Origin of the sequence: Chitinophaga rhizophila, assembly GCF_019492185.1 — a bacterium.
GTDB lineage: Bacteria > Bacteroidota > Bacteroidia > Chitinophagales > Chitinophagaceae > Chitinophaga > Chitinophaga rhizophila.
On sequence record NZ_JAICCF010000006.1, the window covers coordinates 201,083 to 222,383 of the forward strand.

Genomic DNA, 21,301 nt, shown 5'->3' on the forward strand with positions numbered 1-21,301 from the left:
AACTTTGTTAATTAAACTAATTTTGCATTCGTTTGCTGGATGATACCAGGCAGACGGGTTGATAAAAGTAAGTTCCGTTGTGAGGCATTGTGTTACAGAAGTATCACGGAATCAATTACTTGTCCTGTTATTCACGGCACTATCAATCGATTAAAGAGTTTTCATTGTTCACTGTTCTATATAAAACATTCCGATTCTTCGGAGTGTTTTTTTTATGTTTATTCTTTCCTTATAAATAGTATGTACTACTAACTAAATGGTGCAACATATATATCAACATCATCTAATCGCGCAACATGTTAAAGAAAAACAATGCCTTATTACTTGCTATCACCCTGTTTACAGCTGCCTGTTCAGGCCCGGCAAAACAGTCTGATAGTACTGGCACAGCCGATTCTCTCCATCAGCTTGTGCAACATTACTACGACGGAAAAATGGAGTTATTTCCCATGGAAGCGACCATGAACGGAGAACATCAGTTTGATGGTCTGTTACAAATAGACATCAGCGAGCGTTTCCGTTCGAGACTGGACAGTTTTTATGGTCATTACCAGACAGCCCTGCAAGGCATTGATACAGCAGCATTGAACAACAATGATCTTATCAGTTATGCTATGCTGCAAAGAGAAGTCGCTATCAGCCGGGAAGGTCTCCGGTTTCCCGACAACCTGATGCCCATTCAGCAATTCTGGGGACTTACACTAACATTACCCCAATTCGGTTCAGGCACAAGCGCACAGCCGTTTAAGAACAAAGCAGATTATGAAAAGTTCATTCAACGAATGAAAAGCTTTTCCGAGTGGAGCGATACTGCGATAGCAAACATGCGCCGGGGTATGTCTTTAGGATATGTATTGCCAAAAGCGCTGGCCGTTAAAGTAGTACCACAGCTGGCAGATCTCTCAAAGAAAGATACCAGCAACGTATTCTATACTCCCCTTCGCCTGCTGCCTGCTGATCTCGACACGGCTGAGCAACGCAGCCTCCGGACTGCCTACACTACCGCGATTGAACAATATACCTTGCCGGCCTATGCAAAACTGCATGAGTTCTTTGTAAAGGAATATCTGCCAAGAACAAGGAGCACCAGCGGCATTAGTGGTGTGCCGGGCGGAAAAGAACTGTATAACTTCCTGATAAGATACTGGACAACCACAGACCTGAGTCCGGATGAGATTTTCGCTACCGGTGAGAGAGAAGTTGCCCGCATCCGGAAGGAAATGGATTCTGTTAAGAACAGCGTCGGATTTACAGGTGACCTGCCGGCCTTCTTTAACCTCATCCGTACGGATAAACAGTTCAGGATATTCTCGACACCTTCACAGGTACTAGATTCCTTCAGAAGTATTGAGCAGAAAATCATGCCTGCTGTAAAGCAACTATATGGAACCCTGCCCAAAACGAAATTTGAGGTACGTCAGACGGAAGCATTTCGCGCAGCATCAGCCAGTGCTGAATATATGCCGGGCAGTACAGACGGTAGCCGCCCAGGGGTGTTTTATGTACCTATTCTGGACGCTAAAAGCTTCAATTATACAGGCATGGAGTGCCTCTTCCTACATGAGGCTATTCCTGGTCACCACTTCCAGACGTCTATCCAGCAGGAGAATGATTCGCTGCCTAAATTCCGCCGCTTCACCTGGATCGGTTCCTATGGAGAAGGTTATGCTCTTTATTGCGAAGGTTTAGGTACCGAACTAGGTCTTTATACCAATCCTTACAGCTACTTCGGACACCTTTCGGATGAGATTCACCGCGCTATCAGACTGGTCGTGGATGTCGGCATGCATGCGAAAGGCTGGAGCAGGGAGCAGGCTATTAAGTATATGATGGATAATGAACCACTCAGTGAACAGGAAGCTGTAGCCGAGATTGAGCGGTATATGGCAATTCCTGGTCAGGCACTTTCTTACAAGATAGGCGAGCTCAAGATCAGGGAACTGCGTCGTAAATACAGTCAAACTACTGGATTCAGTATTAAAAACTTCCATGATGAATTGTTGAAGGATGGTTGTGTACCTCTCAGCTTACTGGAAGAGAAAATGGCCAGAAGATTTAAGTAACTGACAATCAGTATCGGATAGTCCATAGCAGATAATCACCGACTTATAGTTCTTTTTTGAACTATGAGCATTCCGGCGCTTATTATCTATGGACTATCCATTTATATACTTGTCTCAATCAGTTATGAACTAAAAATATACATTACTGTTTGAGAAAAGATACTTAAATTTATAGTAGGAATAATTTGATAAAAGTCAGGGAACCTTAAAGGTTTTAGGTTGGTTTTATCGGCTGTACACAACTTAAACAACATATCCGGAACAGACCTGCATGTCTGGCAAAATAGCTGGAGTAAGAAGACAACTAAACAAACCTTTTACCATTATTTGTTGTTTCTTTTTTTCGATTGAGCTTTTATAATTTCCACTCAAACGATTTTTTAACTTTTAAGCTGCCAGTATTATGTTTGACATGACCCTTAACTACTGTCTCGCATTTCCTGCTGTAACACAGGAAGAGAAATGGGACGAAGATCTGCGGTTCTCCGTGGGAGAAAAGCTCTTTTGCATGATTAGCAAATCAGCTCCGCACCAGGTATCCTTGAAATGCCGGCTGGAGGACTTCCATCGCCTTATTTCCCAACAAGACATAGTGCCTGCCCCTGGACTGGCACGTTATCATTGGGTACAGATAAAGTCTCTTGACACACTTCCGGTACCGGAATTACAATCGTTATTACAGAATGCGTATGATCTTGTGGTAAGTACCTTACCTCCTGAAGAAAGGACGCAAATCCTGAAAGAAAGAGTCTAAAATGCTGCTAATGCATTGGTGCTGTATATAGACATAGTGGTCTGCGCGTAGCGCCTGGCAGCGCCCTGAGATATTACCGTATTAACAAGAGAGGTTGTAGCACTGCTGCAACCTCTCTTGTGTTTTATACCCTACCCATCACCTGCTGCCCCTTAATCAGGGGCTGCCATACGCTCTACCCTGCTCCCACCGCCACTGACCAGGTGACTTAAAATAAAGTATAGGAGCCGTCAATTTAAACGACAGCAATTACACATCCATCTTTGGTAGTCGTTTGATGATTACGTCTAGTGAGGAACCAGATAATACAATTATGCAATTGGTCTTTTTTAACAATGACGCAAATCACCAGAACAATGCTACCACTACAAGCAACAATTAGTACACATACCCCTCTTATACCTGTTTGCCGGTTACTGCTAGTGATATACCTGATACTATAACTATGCAATTAGTTTCCTAGTAACAGCTGTCAAATCAATAGAACAAAGCCACCGCCACAAGCAACAAGTAGTATATATACCCCTCTTATACCTGTTTGCCGGTTACTGCTAGTGATATACCTGATACTATAACTATGCAATTAGTTTCCTAGTAAAAGCTGTCAAATCAACAGAACAAAGCCACCGCCACAAGCAACAAGTAGTACACATCCCCCTCTTATACCTGTTTGCCGGTTACTGCTAGTATTATACCTGATACTATAACTATGCAATTAGTTTCCTAGTAAAAGCTATCAAATCACCAGAACAAAGCCACCGCCACAAGCAACAAGTAGTACACATCCCCCTCTTATACCTGTTTGCCGGTTACTGCTAGTATTATACCTGATACTATAACTATGCAATTAGTTTCCTAGTAAAAGCTGTCAAATCACCAGAACAAAGCCACCGCCACAAGCAACAGGTAGTACACATCCCCCTCTTATACCTGTTTGCCTATTCTTACTGGGAACAGACCTTACACCCCAGCCATGCAATCTTCATAAACAGTCGTTTCAGGCGATTTAAGCACCTTAAATGAAAAAGCCCCGGGCTATAGCTCCGGAGCTCTCATTTTGCCTTGTTTGAAGGCAATAATTAAAGGCATGACATCCTAACAAAATAGCTTCTGCAACCTGAATTATTTCATCAGCGTGTAAATAATATCATATACACCAAACACGATCAGCGTGCAGGCAAACAGTTTCTCCAGCAAAGGAGACTTCATCCTGACTGCCGTCTTAGCTCCCAGATATGAAGATGGTATAGCCGTAAGTGACAATAGTAACGCAATGTTCCAATCTATATGCCCCAGCCACCAATGTGCCAGTGCCCCAGGTACAGATAATAACGCAGATAATACGATAGAACAGGCCAGCGCCTGCTTGATAGGCATACGCAGTTTCTTGATGAAGAATGAACTGAACAGCACGCCGCCGGCATTGGCCAGTAAGCCGGATAAGAAGCCTATACCCAACGATGCGATAATGATCATCTTATGATGTGCAGGCGTTATCTCCTCTGTTACGGCCTCTTCACCGGCATTCTTCCTTTTCAGAAAGGAATACAGCAAAGACCCGCCAATGGATACAATGAACACTGCTGTCATTATCATCAGTGTCTTACCTGGCAGAAATTTACTCAGTACAGCGCCCAGCAGCGTAGAAGGAATACCAAACAATGCACCCAGTAGAATCACCTTGCGGTTGAACAGTTTCTGACGGCTATAAACGGCAGTAGCAGAGATAGTACTGGTGATAGCTGCCGGCAATGGTGAAGCTAACGCATAAAACGGATTTACGCCCGCGAATATCTGCAAAGCCGGTGTGCTGACTGCACTACCTCCCTTGCCCAATAAACCGGACAAATAGCCTACAATAAGGCCAATAATTAGTACGACCATATAATCGGTCCCTTGCAATAATGTAAACATAGACTTCCTTCAGCAAATAGGCCTGGTGTTAAGGCAAGCTGGCTTAACTAATGATGGTTGGTATAATGTGAATTACAGGTATCCTTGTTTGTGTAACATCGATGTTGTAACGGAAGGACAGTCCAAAAGTACAGTGCTGGCGCGGGTCTAACAAAATTCTGCCGCTACCCGGGCCATTACTAAAAGTTATTGAGGATAACCACAGGTAATGAATTTGCCTGTAGCGGCTTAGACCTGTCTATAACCTATAAAGCCTACTAAATCTATGTTTTGCATAAAGTCACTATAAAAGGTAAAAAACATCCTTTTTACCACTGATACACCATTCCCATCCCCCCGGGCGCTACGGTTAACTGTAACTCACCAAATCGTTCAAACAACCCTTTACCATGACTATGATGTATAGCGAAATTGACGCCATCAAACAGCAACAGGAAAGCTCCCTGCATCAGCAATGAATTACCATATCCCTTGAACCTGTCATGGCTTTTGCCTGTCAGCTTTCGTTTGCCATGTTCCCGCAGATAAAGCCCGCCGGCCATATATGCCAGATCCAGCGCTCCATTGACCATAAATATCTTCTCCACTTTATGCTGCTCCTGCACACTGCCCTGCCAGTTGTACTTACCCGGATGCAGCTTCCTGCTACCCAGTATACTTGCTGTTGCAATACCCAGATTAACCGCTCCCCATACCGCATTCATCTGATGGAAATATCTTGCCTCGCCACCTGCAGTACTATTGCCAATCAAGCCTGTTGCGAGGTTTGCCACTCCCCAACTTCCCAGAACAAACATCGCTGTTCTGGTTTTCTGCATACGTGATTTATTGAATGAATGAAGATAGGAGGTGTCCTGGGATGCGGCAGCCAGCGACGTGATGAGGAAAAAAAACAATACGAGGTATTTCATGAAAGACGTTTCTAAAATATACGAAGAAAACAAAAATAGCAGCACAGAACCGGAAATAAACAACGTAAACAATGGGCGTGGAATAATATGGGAATGAGCCTACAGAACACCTAGAAAAGCAATGACCACTCCTGAACAGACGCCGCATCCGCACAAAAAAAGGATGTCTCTGTATATTGAGACATCCTTTTATTATAAGGCTTCATTCCTTTATCCTGCTTACTGACTGTTCCTGTTCAAGGCATTCCAGATAACCCCGTAGACATCTGTTGCCAATACTTCCTGACCTGCAGGCTCGTTTCCGGTAATAAGTACCGGATGGAATGCTTTGTTCTCAGAAAGACGCCCGTGAGAGCCTTTTATCAGCGTAGCATCCAACGGGATCACATTCATGAGATAACGGAAGCCCAGTTTCTTCTTCAGCAACTTAAAACCTGCCTTCAGCTTAATAAGCGGATCAGCGGGATTCATGAACATCTCTACCGGATCATATCCTGGCTTGCGGTGAATATCTACCAGACGGGCAAAATCAGGTGCGCGCGTATCATCCAGCCAGTAGTAGTATGTGAACCAGCTATTGGCATCTGCTACCAGTACCAGCTCTCCACTACGTGCATGATGCATGTTATGCGCACGTTTGCCGGCTCTGTCCAGCACCAGCTCTACGCCAGGTGTATTTTCAACAATACTGCGTACTTTCTTGTATACCGAAGGATCATTCACATATACATGCGCTATCTGGTGATCGGCTACTACGAATGCTTTTGAAGCTGCAGCATCCAGCAGTTCGGTGCCTCTCTCCACACGCACTTCGATCAGTCCTTCTTCACGGAAACGGCGGTTCAGGTGAATAGGGTTATTTACATTCGTGATCCCATATTCTGATAAAATGATTACCTCCGCTCCTTTTTTCTCATAAAACGTTACTAACTGCCTGCATACTGCATCGATCTCACCCAACTCTTTGCTGATACGGGGTAAATCCTGCCCGAATTTCTGCAAACAATAATCCAGGTGAGGCAGATATATCAATGTCAGTGTAGGATCATACATGTCGTCTGTCATCACAGAGGCATCTGCTATCCATTGGGTAGATTTGATATTGGCTCCCGGCCCCCAGAACTGGAACAGCGGGAAGGTACCCAGCTCGCGCTGCAGATGATCACGCAGTAATGCAGGATGTGCATAACAATCAGGCGCTTTACGGCCGTCTGACAGGTACTGCGGACGAGGGGTGACGGAGTAATCGGCGGTTGAGTACATATTGTACCACCAGAACATTTTGGAGACTGTAAAGGTTGGATCCAGCCGTTTGGCTTTATCCCATATTTTAGGAGCTTCAACCAGTCTGTTAGACTGCTTCCAGAACTTTATTTCACTGTCTTGTCTGTCGTACCAGCCATTGCCCACGATACCATGTTCGGCAGGCCACTGACCGGTAACATAGGTACTTTGCACTGCTGTTGTCACGGCCGGCACCATCGGCTTAATACTGGATAAGTGCCTGCGTTTTACATACTCCTGCAGGAAAGGTGTATGTACACCTATGAGGGAGGAAGATAAACCTACTACATCAATTACTACTGTTTTTTTCATGATGGCGGCTGCATTAGGATATGGGATGAAAACTATTACCTCGCAGGCAATTCCAGCTGCTGTAATACCCAGCCCAGCTCCCTTGATACGGATCTGTCCATAGGTAACTTCAGTTCAGCAGGCAAAACGCCCCAGGTATATGTTTCAACTTCCAGATGTTGTGTGAAAGGTTGTTTCCGTTGTAATTGCAATACTTGCTCTATATCTGATCTTGTAGATGATAATACGCCAAACGTACCAACAAATACAGGTACATGAAAATGTGAACGCCATTCCTTAACTGCGGGATTTCCTGCATCTTCCAGCGCCTGCGGCAGATCAGGATAGTGCAGCAGCCCGTCGTCTTTACGGGCAATCACCTGGTGCAGATAGGTAGGCTCATTAAATTCCCTGAAGGCATCCACAACGGCTTCCCGTGTTGCTGCATCTTCAGGCATGGCTGCTTTCAGGGCTGCGCTGATCTGCAGCTTACCTACTTTCAGACCATGCTGCTTTAATTGCTGCAGGACATTTTCCGCTGACTCATATACCAGTGCAAAGTGGCATACATCATAGCAGAGCTGCACATGATTTCTGATGGCGGTTGCCGCTTCTTCTGCGCTGATGCCAAATTTATCTTCCAGGAAAGGAATACCGAGTGGTAACAGGTAATGCAGGTACCAATCCAGGAACTCCTGCGTGTTTTCCATCATACCATCTGGCTCAGGCTCTATGTCAAGATGCATGGACGGTCCGCCGTTACGGTGGATGCGTACCAGCTGTTCCACTACCTGTAAGATATGCAGGGTAGTAGTTTCCATCACAGCGGCCTGCTCAGATTCGCAGCGTACATGCCATAACTTGTAGGACAAGGGTGCTGTTGAGATACCGCCTTCCATACCTTCGGGCAATAAGGCTGCCAGCAGGCGGAACAGACGGATAGTATACAGTACCCGGTCTGAGGTAGTCCAGTCAGGAGTATGTACATGATCTTTTACAACGGTATGGTGAAAACCTCCGTAGGGGAAGCCATTCATTGTAAACACATAACATTCCTGGGTTTCGAGCCAGGCTTTAAATTCGCTGAGGGCTTCTTCCTTGCTGAGTTCGAGACTGGCGGTATTGGAAAGGCGCAATCCGATACCAAAAGGTTTATCAGGAGAAACTTCCTGCTTTACTGCCGGGATGTACTGCTTCAGCTGCTCGAAGTGAGCGCTCCAGCTTTCTCCCGGATGGATATTTGTGCAGTAGGTTAAATGAGAATGATCAGCTAATTGCATAGTTCACTTTTAAGTGCTGTACAGCTTCGTTCAATAACATTTCATCTATCACGTGTACTTCAGCGCCTACACCGATTGCTTTCAGCAGGCAGATGGTGAGGCGGCCACCCAGGTGCTCCCGGAACTCCTGCAGGCCTTTTATAACGGGCGATGGTGCTCCGTCTTTCATTTCCAGTAACTCGTGGTATACCGGCAGCTGCAGTTTGACCAGCAACTGTACAATTCTGTCGGCGGCAGCGGTATCTATCCAACCCAGCAGGGAAGAATATACACTATCCACCGCAATACCTATAGCAACTGCTTCGCCGTGACGTAGATCAAAGTCTGTCAGTTGCTCCAGCTTATGCGCACTCCAGTGACCAAAATCCAGCGGACGTGAAGAACCGCTTTCAAAAGGATCTCCGCTACCACCGATATGTGCCATATGCAGCGCAGCACATCTGTATATCAGTTCCTGCATTACCGGCAGGTTATTGCCGGCAAGGGCTGCTGCGTTTGCTTCCAGCCATTCAAAGAAAGAGGCATCTTTTATCAATGCTACTTTCACCGCCTCAGAGATACCGGATCGCCAGTCTTTTGCAGGCAATGTGGTCAGAAACTCCGCATCATTGAACACTGCTGCCGGAGGAGCAAAGGTACCGAGGAAGTTCTTTTTTCCCTTGTAATTAATACCATTTTTCACACCTACGCCGGAGTCGTTCTGGGAGAGAACAGTAGTTGGTATACGGATATGCCGTACACCCCGGTGTGACACGGCTGCTACCATGCCTACGAGGTCGAGTACTGCGCCGCCACCGATCGCTACTATAAATGAGTGGCGGTCAATACCCTGACTATCTGCCAGGTCTATCAAACGGTAAAACAGGTCCTGGTCATTTTTGCAGGCTTCGCCACCTGGCACAAGTACTACCTCTCCTGCAATTCTGAATCCTTCTATCTGCTGTAAATATGTTGCTATATCCGTTGCAAGCGCCGGATGCGCTTTGGCTACGCCGTCGTCTACGATGAAAAGCAGCTTCTTGGTAAGCCCTGGAGTAGTCTGCGAGATCAGGTAATTGCTGAACTCAGCGTTGGTTGGATTGAAAAGGTAGCGGGTAAAAAAAACCTTAAAAGAATAATCTACACTAAAAGTCTGTTGAATAAACTCCATGGATAATCGCTCTGGTGTTTCGTTTAATAATCATCTTCGCCGCTTGTTCGTCGCTTGTTCGTCGCTTGTTCGTCGCTTGTTCGTCCAAACTTCGAATTGACCCCGATAGGGGGTATTCGCGCCATCTACAGCCTCAAGCGACTGTCAATGTACAAAAATAAATTGCTATTGTCGAATTGCGAATGACGAGTGGAAGAGGTGATCAGGTCACTGCAAATGCTTTGGATATGAGTAATGATACCGGCAATAGGATCAGTACCAGCAAAGCATGCGGCAAGGTGGAAAAGGCAGCTACCCAGGCGGCATTCATGGCAACGAGTGCTATGATGCCTCCTTTTACAGCCTTTCCTATATTAGGCCCGGAAGGGTCTTTAATAGCCTTGTATAAAGGCAGATTGATCATGACTGCAAATAGTATCACAAAGGGAAGGGCGGCGATCAGATGGCCGTTAATGGCGGCCAATGTCAGGATGGTGCCGTAGACCAGTGCATAACAGACTGCGGTAATGCGCAGGGTACGTGTATTTCCCCCGTGTACTTCTCCTCTGCTGATGGCGGTCACTGCTGCGATGTAGAGTACGGGTATGCATCCAATCCACCAGTACTTTTCCAGGGCAGGTATTACTATACTAATGCCCATCAGGAGGTTTAATCCGCGGCACAGGCCCATATTGACAGGTCCCCAGGACTGATGTTTTCCCCATTTGTCATATATGAGAGCGCAGGCAGCTATTCCCAGGGCCAGGAATCCGGTAATACGTCCTACGGTAAATGCGGCCAGTATGCCTACCAGCAACAGGTAGCTTCCTAATACGATCGCCTGTGTCAGCGATATGACACCGCTGGGTATGGGTCTTTCAGGACGTTCTACCTCATCCAGTTCTGCATCCATTATGTCATTGAATACCACACCGCCACCATACAGGCCTATTGTGGCGAGGCACATGCAGGCAACAGGCAGCAGATGATCCAGGTAATTGGCTACTTCAGAACCGAGGAAACCGGAAATAGCGATGCCCGCCAGAATATCTGCTACGGCAGTTACTATGTTGGCGGGGCGCATTAAACGTAAATATCCTACTAACTTGCTTATAATATAATTCACCGGTTCGGGTTTTCTCCAGGCAAATAATACGGCATGCCGATCGTGTAAGAGTGCAGCAATGTTCTGCAATCGTACAGGTACCGGTCATTCGTATTGTCTGCTTGTAACTGTTTATCTAATAATATTAGACTGTTTATCAACTCTTGGCTGCTGACCACCACGCAGCACTGTACTTCCGTTAAATTTCAAACTTTGATCTACATCTTTAACTGTATCAAAGTCAGCCTCTTCTATTTGTCCACTTTGTGCAAAAGCAGCGATAGCGTTGCGGAAAGTTACCAAATGAATATCATTCAAGTCAATACCACTTTCGTGCATGAGGGCCGCAGTTTTGGGTACAGCCAGCGGATCGCTGATGCCCCAGTCTGCTGCTGAATTGACCATAATCCGTTCACTTCCATATTGCTTTACGATCTCTACCATGCGCTCGTTACCCATTTTAGTGAAAGGGTAGATGGTGAAAGCGGCCCAGAAACCGCGGTCGAGCACTTCTTTGACTGTTTCTTCGTTGTTGTGGTCAACGATAATCATCTTTGGATCCAGTCCATGTTCCAGCGCAATGTCCATGCTACGCTGTGTCCCTTTTTTCTTGTCCCGGTGAGGAGTATGTATTTGTACAGGCAGGCCTGCTTCTTTAGCGAGTTCCAGTTGTGCGCGGTAGTACTTTTCTTCTGCCGGCGTCTGATCGTCAAAACCAATCTCACCTACACCTACTACGCCTTCTTTGTAGAGGAAAGACGGCAGTATTTCCATTACAGCTTCTGCTAACCGCTCATTGTTAGCTTCTTTGGAATTGAGTCCTATAGTGCAATAATGTTTAATACCAAATTGTGAGGAACGGAAGCGTTCCCATCCGATCAGGCTATTAAAATAATCCCTGAAAGTGTCTACACCTGTACGTGGTTGACCCAGCCAGAAAGCCGGTTCAATGATCGCAACAACACCGGCATCAGCCATTGCCTGATAATCGTCGGTAGTGCGGGATGTCATATGTACATGTGGATCGAAAAAACGCATACCTTTTATGCGTTCCATATACGAGGAAGATGTTGTGATAGGTTGAAATTCTCTACCTGTTAGCTCATGACTACAACACATGTCTTTTACTATTTAATTGAGACCTGTAAAATGAACAACCTGCTACTGCGGGCTGAGGTTTCCGTTTCGCAAGTTAAGATTATATACCTTGAAGGTGTGATACACGTTTATGCTATTCGTGCGGCAATTGTCTCCCATGTTACCTTTTGCCCGGCAATTTCCTCTTTTAGCGTGGCAGACTGCTCCAGCAATTCCCTGGCGGGTGCATATGTACTTGATGCACAGGCGAGCGCAGCTGCTTCCCTGTCTGTATTCACTTCTGAATGCCATACCCGCTGAATATCAGCAAAGTTTTCTTCAGTGATGAAAGGGCCTACCAGTCTCCATAACAAAGGATGTACTTTTCTGCCTGCGGCCCATCGCTCGTGGGCGTAATCTGTTAATATGGCTGCCAGCTGGCTGTTGGCTCGTTCGTCCAGGCCGGCAATAAGATGGATAGGTTTGTCGGTAAAGAATGCCTTCATGACCAGCTGATTCCATGCTGGCTCTTCGAGATGGCGGGCAGGATACACATTATGCAGCATGACTGCTTCCTGTACCGGACCAATATTAGAACGGATACCTTCTGTTGTGCGGAATATCCATGCATCCGGCCATGCCAGCAGGGGCAGGGCGCTATAGAGAGCCGCCAGTTCATTCATATCGGCGGCGTCAAACAATCCTTCGATTACTTTCACATACAATGACCTGTCTGTAGCAGGTAAGTGCAGCAACCACCAGAGGCGTACAAGCCTGTCTAACGTATAACCATGTATGAAAAGTGTGATACCTTCAGCCAGTTGGATCAATGGCTGTTCCGTTTGAATGACTTGTCTGCCGGCAAACCTTGGAATTGCGGAAAAGGTTAGGTTGAAACGCTGAACGTTTACAGGGTCCCCCAGTTTTTCTTTCTGCTCCTGTAACCAGCCGAGTGCCTTCTCTGTACTGTTTTGTCTGATAATATCAAATAATAACGCTTCGGTTTTATTCCTATCGTGGTAATAAGCTTGTTCCATCACCCGGGCTAATTTATCTTGTGCTAAAGTTAGCAGATTAAGTATTAAAAAAAGTGAAAAAGTATGATGGATGGTGCAGTAAATAAAAGAGAGGCACCTTGTGCCTCTCCTTCCGCCATTCTAAAACCTGATCAGTTCAATCAGGAGTATTTTGATAACAATAACTCTGCGGCAATTATTGTCTGAAATATGTCGTTGTTGATTACAGGGAAATAGAAATACTATACGTGGGCTAAACTATCAGTTTAAGCAGCATAGATTTAGATTTTTGCCTGACATTGCATATGCAATATAATCAATTATTTGTTACAACTGCAATCGAATGATCAAAAATCTGGTCTCCTCTGTACTATTTTTAAAGAAAGGAAGTATAAACAACTCATTTTGAGTTATTTCGGAGTACAACCAGTGGCATATTAACATCCCAGCCGGGCTGTACGCCCTCCTGTATGATAAAACCTCTGGAATAACTACCCAGCACAATATCAAGGTCTCCATCGCGGTCTATATCTCCTGCATCCATACATATCCATCTGCCGGCGTCTTTGAGCTGGCTGATAGTATGCGGACTATACTTACCAGCGCCGTCCTGCCGGAACAGGATGAATTTTTCGGCCGGTCTGTCTTTTAGATCCGCAAAAAAGGCGATGCTGGCAATATCCTGATCGCCATCTCCGTCAAAATCGGCAGCAATTGCTTTAGTACAGCCATTAACCGGGTAAAACCAGGATTGCTCATATTCAAAGTCACCTTTGTTCAGGTAGATATACACGCCGTGAAACGGTTTCAATTCCATAGAGAAATCGCCATTATCTCCGGAGGTATATAGGATGTCCGGCAGTCCATCTTTATTCATATCCACCACCTGGAAACTGGTGGAGCCGTACACCGGTGGGAAACGCAGTATGCGCTTTTGTGTGAAGCCACCTTTGTGGTCATTCAGGAACAGCCAAAGGCCTTCATCGCCATAGGCAAACAACGTCATGATATCGGGCCAGCCATCTTTGTCAAAGTCCTCTACCACCGAATGGATAGCGCCCGGCACTTCCCATACAGGCTGTTTTTTATAATCAGCGGCCGCTGTTTGCTGTAGTACGTACAAGCCGCCGAAGTCATGCCCGAACCCACACACCAGGTAATCTGTGCGGCCGTCTTTGTTAAAATCTGCCGCAATACTTTGAACAGGCCTTGGCAATCCCATGCCGATAGTCTTCACCTGTTCCGCCTCGGGTTTATCGGGATAGACTTCCCACAGCATTCCCTGGGGGATATCGACAGCGCGCATACTACCGATACAGGTAAGCAGCGCGGTGCCTGGTGCACGCCAGTTCATATCAACAGCGGTCGATTGCAGCCGGATCAGGGGTTGCGGGTGAAGCAGGCTATCCCACTTATAGAGACTTGCGCCATATTCGGCAGAGGAATATAAAGAACCCGTATACGGATCAACAGCCACCATGGTAGTGGTCGCGATCTGCGGTTGTTGCTTGCCGATAATGGTAGCGGTACCTCCGGCAGCTTCGAGTTGCTGTTTCAGGTCGGCAGCAGCTTCTTTTGAGAGTCCGGTCTTGATTGTACTGGGTGCAGCATCTACCAGTTCCTTGCTTTCCCGCAGTGAGAGAGCTGTCTGGTCTCTGACCAGTTTAACCAGTTGCAACTTGGTTTCGCCTATTGTCAGCAGTTGCACTTCATAGGTAGAGTCTGTTGCATGCGCTGGCTGTACGTCAAACAGCTGAAGGTCTTCTGCAAGTGGCTGGGGAATTTTCGCCGGCGTAAGCTTATCCGGAGCCAATTCCTGATAATAGGCTACAATGGCATTCCAGTCCTCAATACTGATGTTTGTACCCGCGCCGGGCTTCACATAGTAACCGCTGCCCTGCCACACGCCAATGCCCAGCTTAGGGGCCATTGCCGGCAGCACATGTTCTGTCCAGGTGATTTTATCCAGCATTGCAGGAGCAACAGGCATATGACAGCTGCCACAATATTTGTCAGAAAGGAGCTTGCCTTTTTCCTGTTGGGATAATGAACAGGCAAATAAGACAGGCAGAAAAATGAGTAGTTTTTTCACGAAGGGAAATATTCTTGTACAGCTAAGATAAGCAGGTTATTAAAAAAAGAGAGACCCTGGTAGCAGGGCCTCTCTTTTTCGATATACAGTGAAGCTGACTATTGATTAGTAGCCTTGGTTCTGTTCGAGTGTTCTTTCACCGCTCTTCAGGCTCAGATCTATCTGGCGCTGAGGAACAGGATAATATTCATTACGGTTAGGAATGAATTTAGCGCCGTTCAGGTCAGTGGTGATCTTAGACTCATAAGAGTAGAACTTGGTCATTTCGGCGTTAGCGATACCCCAGCGAACGATGTCGAAGTAACGCTGACCTTCCATAGCCAGTTCCAGCTTACGTTCAAAACGGATCGCTTTCAAAGCGAAGTCTTTACCACCTGCAGCGAATCTGCCTGCAGGATAGTTAGCGACTACATATTTAGCAGCCGGCGTGGTAGAGAAACCGCCCATTGGGTTTGAATCGTTGGTATATCGGTATACGGCAGTCTTTGGATTTGCAGCCCTGGTACGCACCTGGTTGACATAAGTTTGTGCGGCTTCCAGGTTGCCCAGTTCAGCTTCAGTTTCTGCAGCCATTAACAGAACGTCTGCATAGCGGATCAACACCAGGTTGATCGCTGAACCTGGAGCCCAGGAGTTTGGATCTTTGTATTTGTCCTGGTTATACTGCCAGTATACGTTCTTTTTAGGCGCATACGGACCCGCATAGTCCTGATCGCGCACCCAGCTACGGCCAGGGTGATTACCCCAATCCAGGAACGGAATACCACGACGACCTACGGTCCAGTCAAGGCGTGGATCCAGGTTACCTGCATCCGGTGTAAACGGAGCACTTGACAGTATCTTCATATCATTTTTTACCGGGAAGGTGTTATAATCATCCAGGTAAGGAAGTCCGGCAGCATCTGTACGATAAGAGTTTACCAGGTCCTGGGTTGGCTGATAGAATCCGCAGCAACCGAATGGGCTGTTGTAAGGGAAGTTCAGCATTTCACCCTGGTTACCACTGGAGATCTGACCGGTACCGTTATTCGCAGACATCTGAATAGCAAATACAGACTCAGAGTTGTTTTTAGTTTCAGAATCGAAGTTATCTTCAAATCTGTCGGTCAGCGCATATTTCGTACCTTTTGGCGTAGTACCCTGTTCTTTGATCAGATCAAACACCGGTTTGGCATCTGTCCATTTCTTCTGATATACATAGGTCTTAGCCAGATAAGCAGCAGCTGCCCATTTGTTGGCGCGGCCTACCTGGGCCTGTAAGGCTGGCAGATTATCATAAGCATATTTAAAATCTGCTTCTATGTTAGGCCAGATATCTACGTTATTTGGCTGTTTGTAATCATCGATATGTGTTTCATCTACCCATGGCACTTTATTGAACATCTTCTTCAGTTCAAAATAGTAGTGACCACGCAGGAAACGACCTTCTGCCTGTACCTGTGTTTTCTCGGCGTCAGTCATATCTGTTACATCGGGTAACAATGACAGTATAACGTTCACACGGGAAATACCGTCGAATAACACTTTCCATTTTGTGTTGAAGAATCCGTTGCTGGCATCAAACTGGCCGGTAGCAATAAGGCTGATGGGTGGCTGGTCGGTAGCATCGCTACCTTTATGTGCATCACCTGCTGCAACGCTACCATATATCCAGTTACTAGGAGCAGCTTCCCATGGGCCGCCGCCACCGATAGCTGCTACGTCCTGCTGCTGACCATCCAAAGCCGCATAGGCCCCGATGAGCAACTCATTTATACCAGCCTTGGTTGATACGGTACCGCTGGTAAGAGAACCCTGTGGCTCACGTTCTAGGAAACTTTTGCTGCAGGCATCGAAGAACAACCCGCCGGCAACTACTGCTGCAACGATTATATATTTTGATGTCAAGAATTGTCTTTTCATTTTTAATGTTTTAATATCCTCAATAAGTGATCCTTTCACGTTAACAATGGTCGATATTAAAAGCCAACATTAACGCCCACCAGGAACTGGCGCTGATTTGGATAAGCTCCTTCATCCAGACCGAAAGCCTGTGTAGTACCTGTAATTTCCGGATCGATACCGGTGTATTTGGTGATGGTAAACAGGTTAGCTGCCTGAACGTAGATACGGAACTTCTCAATACCTACACGGTTTAACGCTGATCTTGGCAGTGTATAACCTAACATCATGTTCTTTGCACGCAGGTAAGAACCATTTTCTACGAGGAAGGAGTTAGGAACAGTGTTGGTACTGAATGAACCCTCATTTTCCTGAATTGGTGCTTTTGCGTTCATGTTATCAGGTCTCCAGGAATCATACAGTGCTGTTTTGCTCTTTGCACCTGCAAATGATGGATAGAAGTCTGTCCACCAACGTACCTGGTTCCAGATCTGGTTACCCTGTACGCCATAGAAGAAGGCGGTGAAGTCAAAGCCTTTGTATTTCAGTTCGATGTTCAGACCATAACTGAAATCAGGGCTTGGGTTACCAAGGAAGGTACGGTCAGCCTCAGTAATGATGCCGTCGCCATTGGTATCCTGGTAGCGGAAGCGGCCAAGGCCGATACCTGTCTGATAAACTGCATTCGCATTACCGGTAGCTTTCTGTGCCTGATCATTGGCTGCAGCAATTTCTTCAGCAGTGTTCCAGAAACCGGCAGTCTTATAACCATAGAAGCTGGAGATAGGATGACCGATAGCGTTACGAATGATGAAGTTACCATTGAAACGACGCGCTTCCAGATCGAAGTATGGCGCATCGCCGGAGATGTTCAGGATCTTATTAGAGTAGCTGGTGAAGGTAGCGCCTACTGTTAAGAGCAGGTCTTTTGTAAGATTCACATTCACCAGGTTGATGCCGAGGTCTATACCGTGGTTTTTCATTTCCGCGATATTCACATCAGGAGGGGTAGGACGTCCTGCTGTTGCCGCCAGCTCTGGTTTGAACAGCAGATCTTCTACACGTTTCTGGTAGTAGTCTGCAGTGATTTCCAGTTTGCCTTTGAACAGGGTCGCATCGATACCGATGTTCATATTGATATTGCTCTCCCATTTTGCATTCGGGTTACCGATATAAGTACGGAAGAAGCCAGAGTTCAATGTATTGGTAGTACCGCCGATGTCATAGAAGGAAGATCCTTTGTTCAGACCATACTGGGTAAATGCGTTGGCAGGGTCTACGTTAAGCTGGTTACCCATGATACCGTATCCTCCTCTGATCTTTAAGTCTGCGATCCAGGATACCTGTTTCAGGAATGCTTCCTGAGAGATACGCCAACCTGCGCTGACAGCAGGGAACACACCATAACGATAGTTAGCGCCAAAGCGGCTGGAACCATCGCGGCGTACTACTGCACCGAGCAGATATTTATCCATCAGGCTGTAATCCAATCTGCCGAATAAAGAGAACAAGCCGTCTGTGTTAACAGTACTGGCGTGGTTCATGGTTCCGGTACCACTACCCAGATTCGTGAAGTTAGGATCGAAGCTGAAATAGTTCTGCGTATTCGCTGTTGATACACGTCCGCGGTTATCGAAAGCTTCTGTACCTACTACTACTTTCAGGCTATGCACATCCTTGAAAGTTTGTGAATAGGTCAAGGCGTTTGTCCAGGTCCAGTTACGGATATTAGCAGACGTTTCAGTGTAAGAGTTTACTTTATCATTTTCCGCATTTTCGTACTCAGGGAAAGTAAACTCGTGGGTATAACCTGAATAGATTTCTCCACCGAAGGTTGTGCGGAATGAAAAATGGTTCAGGAAGTCCACTTCTGCATACATGCTACCGAGTAAACGGTTGATCAGACCTTTGTTATTCCTGATACGATCTTGTAGCGCAACAGGGTTACGGGCGTTACCTAACTGAGCGCCATTGGTGCTGAAGGAACCTGCAAAATTACCGTTGATGTCGCGTACGGGAATAATTGGCTGCTCACGGAACGCCATACCGATACCGCTACCTTCTGTTAATGCATCGATACGGGGGTTGTCCATTACTGAGAAAGCTAAGTTCTCACCAATACGTACATGCTTACCTACATTAAAGTGGCTGTTAGAACGGATAGAGTAACGTTTCAGGTAGGTATTGAGCAGTGTACCTTTCTGGTCGAAGTAGTTAAAGGACAGGAAATAAGAACCCTGGTCTCCACCACCACCAACAGATACGTTATGGCTGGTGATATATGCAGGTTTGAATATTTCATGGAACCAGTCTGTACCCTGTTTGTTAGCCCTGGTAATACGGTAGAATTTATCCAGGTCAGAAGGTGATTTATAGTTAGGATCTACAAAATACTTTGACGGATCTACTGCCGGATCTCCTTCCATCAGACCACCTGGTGCGATATAGTCAGGCAGTCTTGGTGTAGTACCTGAACCATACAATGCGTCGTTATACACAACATTTGGATTGGTATTTTTGAGCGCCATCCATTTCAGTTCGGCCATTTCCTGAGAACTGAGGATGTCCCATACGTTACCACCTTTAGGACGTTGTGTACCATAGTAACCATCGTAGGTAACGCGTACTTTACCATCGGCTTTACCGCGTTTGGTTGTAACAATTACAACGCCGTTGGCTGCTCTTGCACCGTAGATAGATGCAGATCCCGCATCTTTCAGTACCTGCATAGATGCAACGTCGTTGGGGTTCAGGTCAGCGATATTCTGTGTAGGTACTCCATCAATAACAAACAACGGGGTGTTGTTACCGAAGGTGTTCACACCACGGATACGCACCTGCGGCTCTTGTCCCGGCTGACCGGAACCCAGTACTGTAATACCGGATACCTGGCCCTGTAACTGATTGCTCACCTGAGCAGTGGGCTGACGGCTGATCTGGTCAACGTTTACAACAGAAACAGCGCCTGTGAGGTCTTTCTTTTTCTGTGTAGCATAACCGGTTACTACCACTTCATCAAGAGAACCTACTTTCTCTTCGAGACTGATTTCTACATTGGTTGACTGGCCGAGTACAAACTCCTGCTGGGTATAACCTACGAATGAAAATACAAGCGTCTCACCTGATTTAGCTGAGATAGTAAAATTACCTGCCGGGTCTGTGGCGGTACCCCTGGCAGAATTTTTAATTGCCACTGTTACTCCGGGCAACGGATTCCCGGATACTTTGTCGGTGACCTTACCGATGATCTTAGTCTGGGCGAATGCGGCACTGGCAAATAACAACAACAGCCAGCAGCACGCAAATGTGCGGTAGACATGTCTCTTCATAACGTGAAACGTTTTTTTGGTTAATAAAAAGCCTGGCGGGCCTATACTCTACAACGTTGGCAGGTACAGGCACGAAAAATGACCGGGTTAAATCAATATCCTGGTCTGAAAGGGACAATATATAACTCCTCACTTCAGGTCAAAGCCATTCTGTTACTGATACTGCTGGGCAGCTCAGTATATAATACATCCTTGCAAATTGGTTTTGGGAAAAGCGGTACACACAGTTTTTTAAAGACTACAGTTTAGTTGTTTCATACACGTGTTAACATTAAAACTTTGATAAACATGGAAATAGATCTTGGTTACTTTAAACACACACTAAAATTTCTAACGTTAACTGCATAACAAGGTAACACATTCGTTTAATTTAAGCAAGACATAGGGTAAATTTTTAATCAGGTTTTAATAAAAAAATATCAGTGCTATATCAGATGGAGGTATCAGATATCTGGAATGAAGAACCAGGTATGCAGGATCAGGTAAATGGAGACGCGCCTGCATTCCGGTACCTGATTCCTGGCTCTCCATTCCTGATTATCAGAGCTTATCAGTAATTACTCTTACTGCACTACCTCTCTCCAGCTCATTATGTTCCTGCCACTGATCCTGTTGTCTGGCTACCAGCTGCTCCAGCTGCCAGGCCGTGAATTTTGCCGCTAGTCTTTCAAGACAAAGCTGCTTGTTCTGAAGCTGCGAACGGCTGTCCATCGCCAGTACCTGTATTCCTGACGGCAGGTGTGTGCCTCTTACTGCTGTTTCGACCTTGTTGACGTGCTGCCCTCCGGGGCCGGAAGACCGGCACGATTCCAGTTTCACATCCTTTATATCCCATTTCACCTGCTGGTGTACATCGTACACTTCTACGCCGACAAACCAGTTCTTCCTTTTATGAAACTTTCTGTAAGGACTTTGGGCAATCCACTGGATGGTACCGCGCCATCCCTCGATAAAGGTGTTGAGTATACCCTTATTGGCAGGTGTTGTTGCCTTAACAAGCAACATAGCCGACAACATGGTACCTTTCAGACTCCCCTTTTTGCTTTCCAGCAGCGCGATCTCCAATCCCTGCTGACGGGCCTCTTTCATCATGATCTCTACCACTCTGGCCACTACCCTTGTACATTCTTCAGGCCCTCTGCCGGAGGTTACCTGTATAATTGACTTGCTCATCT

The 21,301-nt window shown here is 46.2% G+C and carries 15 protein-coding genes; 3 read left to right on the forward strand and 12 right to left on the reverse strand.

Annotation, left to right across the window (positions count from 1 at the left end):
* The first annotated feature begins 296 nt into the window (after positions 1-296).
* Both K1Y79_RS27380 and K1Y79_RS27385 read left to right on the forward strand, forming a co-directional pair.
* Complete coding sequence (locus K1Y79_RS27380; RefSeq protein ID WP_220253407.1) at positions 297-2,063, forward strand: DUF885 domain-containing protein; 1,767 nt, start codon at positions 297-299, stop codon at positions 2,061-2,063.
* A 403-nt stretch (positions 2,064-2,466) separates the two neighbouring features.
* Positions 2,467-2,817, forward strand: coding sequence for an MmcQ/YjbR family DNA-binding protein (locus K1Y79_RS27385; RefSeq protein ID WP_220253408.1), 351 nt, complete (start codon positions 2,467-2,469; stop codon positions 2,815-2,817).
* Positions 2,818-3,939: 1,122 nt separating this feature from the next.
* Here the strand turns inward: K1Y79_RS27385 and K1Y79_RS27390 are convergent.
* The 11 genes from K1Y79_RS27390 to K1Y79_RS27440 all read right to left on the reverse strand — a co-directional run bounded on the left by K1Y79_RS27390 (position 3,940) and on the right by K1Y79_RS27440 (position 20,126).
* Complete coding sequence (locus tag K1Y79_RS27390; RefSeq protein WP_236059889.1) at positions 3,940-4,701, reverse strand: sulfite exporter TauE/SafE family protein; 762 nt, start codon at positions 4,699-4,701, stop codon at positions 3,940-3,942.
* 338 nt (positions 4,702-5,039) lie between these two features.
* Positions 5,040-5,642, reverse strand: a complete 603-nt coding sequence (locus K1Y79_RS27395; RefSeq protein WP_220253410.1) for a DUF6992 family protein — start codon at positions 5,640-5,642, stop codon at positions 5,040-5,042.
* A 219-nt stretch (positions 5,643-5,861) separates the two neighbouring features.
* Entirely contained in the window at positions 5,862-7,238 is a 1,377-nt protein-coding gene (locus tag K1Y79_RS27400; protein ID WP_220253411.1) for an alkaline phosphatase family protein, read from the reverse strand.
* Positions 7,239-7,273: 35 nt separating this feature from the next.
* The gene (gene eboE, locus K1Y79_RS27405) at positions 7,274-8,497 is read right to left on the reverse strand and encodes a metabolite traffic protein EboE (protein ID WP_220253412.1); all 1,224 of its coding nucleotides are present in this window, start codon (positions 8,495-8,497) and stop codon (positions 7,274-7,276) included.
* Positions 8,484-9,647: a 3-dehydroquinate synthase gene (locus tag K1Y79_RS27410; protein ID WP_220253413.1), complete on the reverse strand. Its 1,164-nt coding sequence runs from the start codon at positions 9,645-9,647 to the stop codon at positions 8,484-8,486. The genes eboE and K1Y79_RS27410 overlap by 14 nt, the downstream gene beginning before the upstream one ends.
* 202 nt (positions 9,648-9,849) lie before the next feature.
* Positions 9,850-10,710 carry a UbiA-like protein EboC gene (gene eboC, locus K1Y79_RS27415; RefSeq protein ID WP_236059890.1) on the reverse strand — a complete coding sequence of 287 codons (861 nt, stop codon included), beginning with the start codon at positions 10,708-10,710 and terminating at the stop codon, positions 9,850-9,852.
* A 153-nt stretch (positions 10,711-10,863) separates the two neighbouring features.
* On the reverse strand, positions 10,864-11,787 hold the full coding sequence (locus K1Y79_RS27420) for a TatD family hydrolase (protein ID WP_236059891.1): 924 nt from the start codon (positions 11,785-11,787) through the stop codon (positions 10,864-10,866).
* Positions 11,788-11,957: 170 nt separating this feature from the next.
* Positions 11,958-12,845, reverse strand: a complete 888-nt coding sequence (locus K1Y79_RS27425; protein WP_220253416.1) for an EboA domain-containing protein — start codon at positions 12,843-12,845, stop codon at positions 11,958-11,960.
* Positions 12,846-13,224: 379 nt separating this feature from the next.
* Positions 13,225-14,916 (reverse strand): ribosomal protein L7/L12, encoded by a 1,692-nt coding sequence (locus tag K1Y79_RS27430; protein WP_220253417.1) that lies wholly within the window; start codon positions 14,914-14,916, stop codon positions 13,225-13,227.
* A 105-nt stretch (positions 14,917-15,021) separates the two neighbouring features.
* Positions 15,022-16,818: a RagB/SusD family nutrient uptake outer membrane protein gene (locus K1Y79_RS27435; RefSeq protein WP_220253418.1), complete on the reverse strand. Its 1,797-nt coding sequence runs from the start codon at positions 16,816-16,818 to the stop codon at positions 15,022-15,024.
* A 56-nt stretch (positions 16,819-16,874) separates the two neighbouring features.
* A complete protein-coding gene (locus tag K1Y79_RS27440) occupies positions 16,875-20,126 on the reverse strand; it encodes a SusC/RagA family TonB-linked outer membrane protein (RefSeq protein ID WP_220253419.1) in 3,252 nt (1,083 codons plus the stop codon).
* Positions 20,127-20,560: 434 nt separating this feature from the next.
* On the opposite strand from K1Y79_RS27440, the gene K1Y79_RS29370 reads away from it, so the two are divergent.
* A complete protein-coding gene (locus K1Y79_RS29370; RefSeq protein ID WP_262903205.1) occupies positions 20,561-20,683 on the forward strand; it encodes a hypothetical protein in 123 nt (40 codons plus the stop codon).
* Here the strand turns inward: K1Y79_RS29370 and prfH are convergent.
* A complete protein-coding gene (prfH, locus tag K1Y79_RS27445) occupies positions 20,667-21,299 on the reverse strand; it encodes a peptide chain release factor H (RefSeq protein ID WP_220253420.1) in 633 nt (210 codons plus the stop codon). The two genes, K1Y79_RS29370 and prfH, sit on opposite strands and share 17 nt — an antisense overlap.
* Positions 21,300-21,301 lie beyond the last annotated feature (2 nt).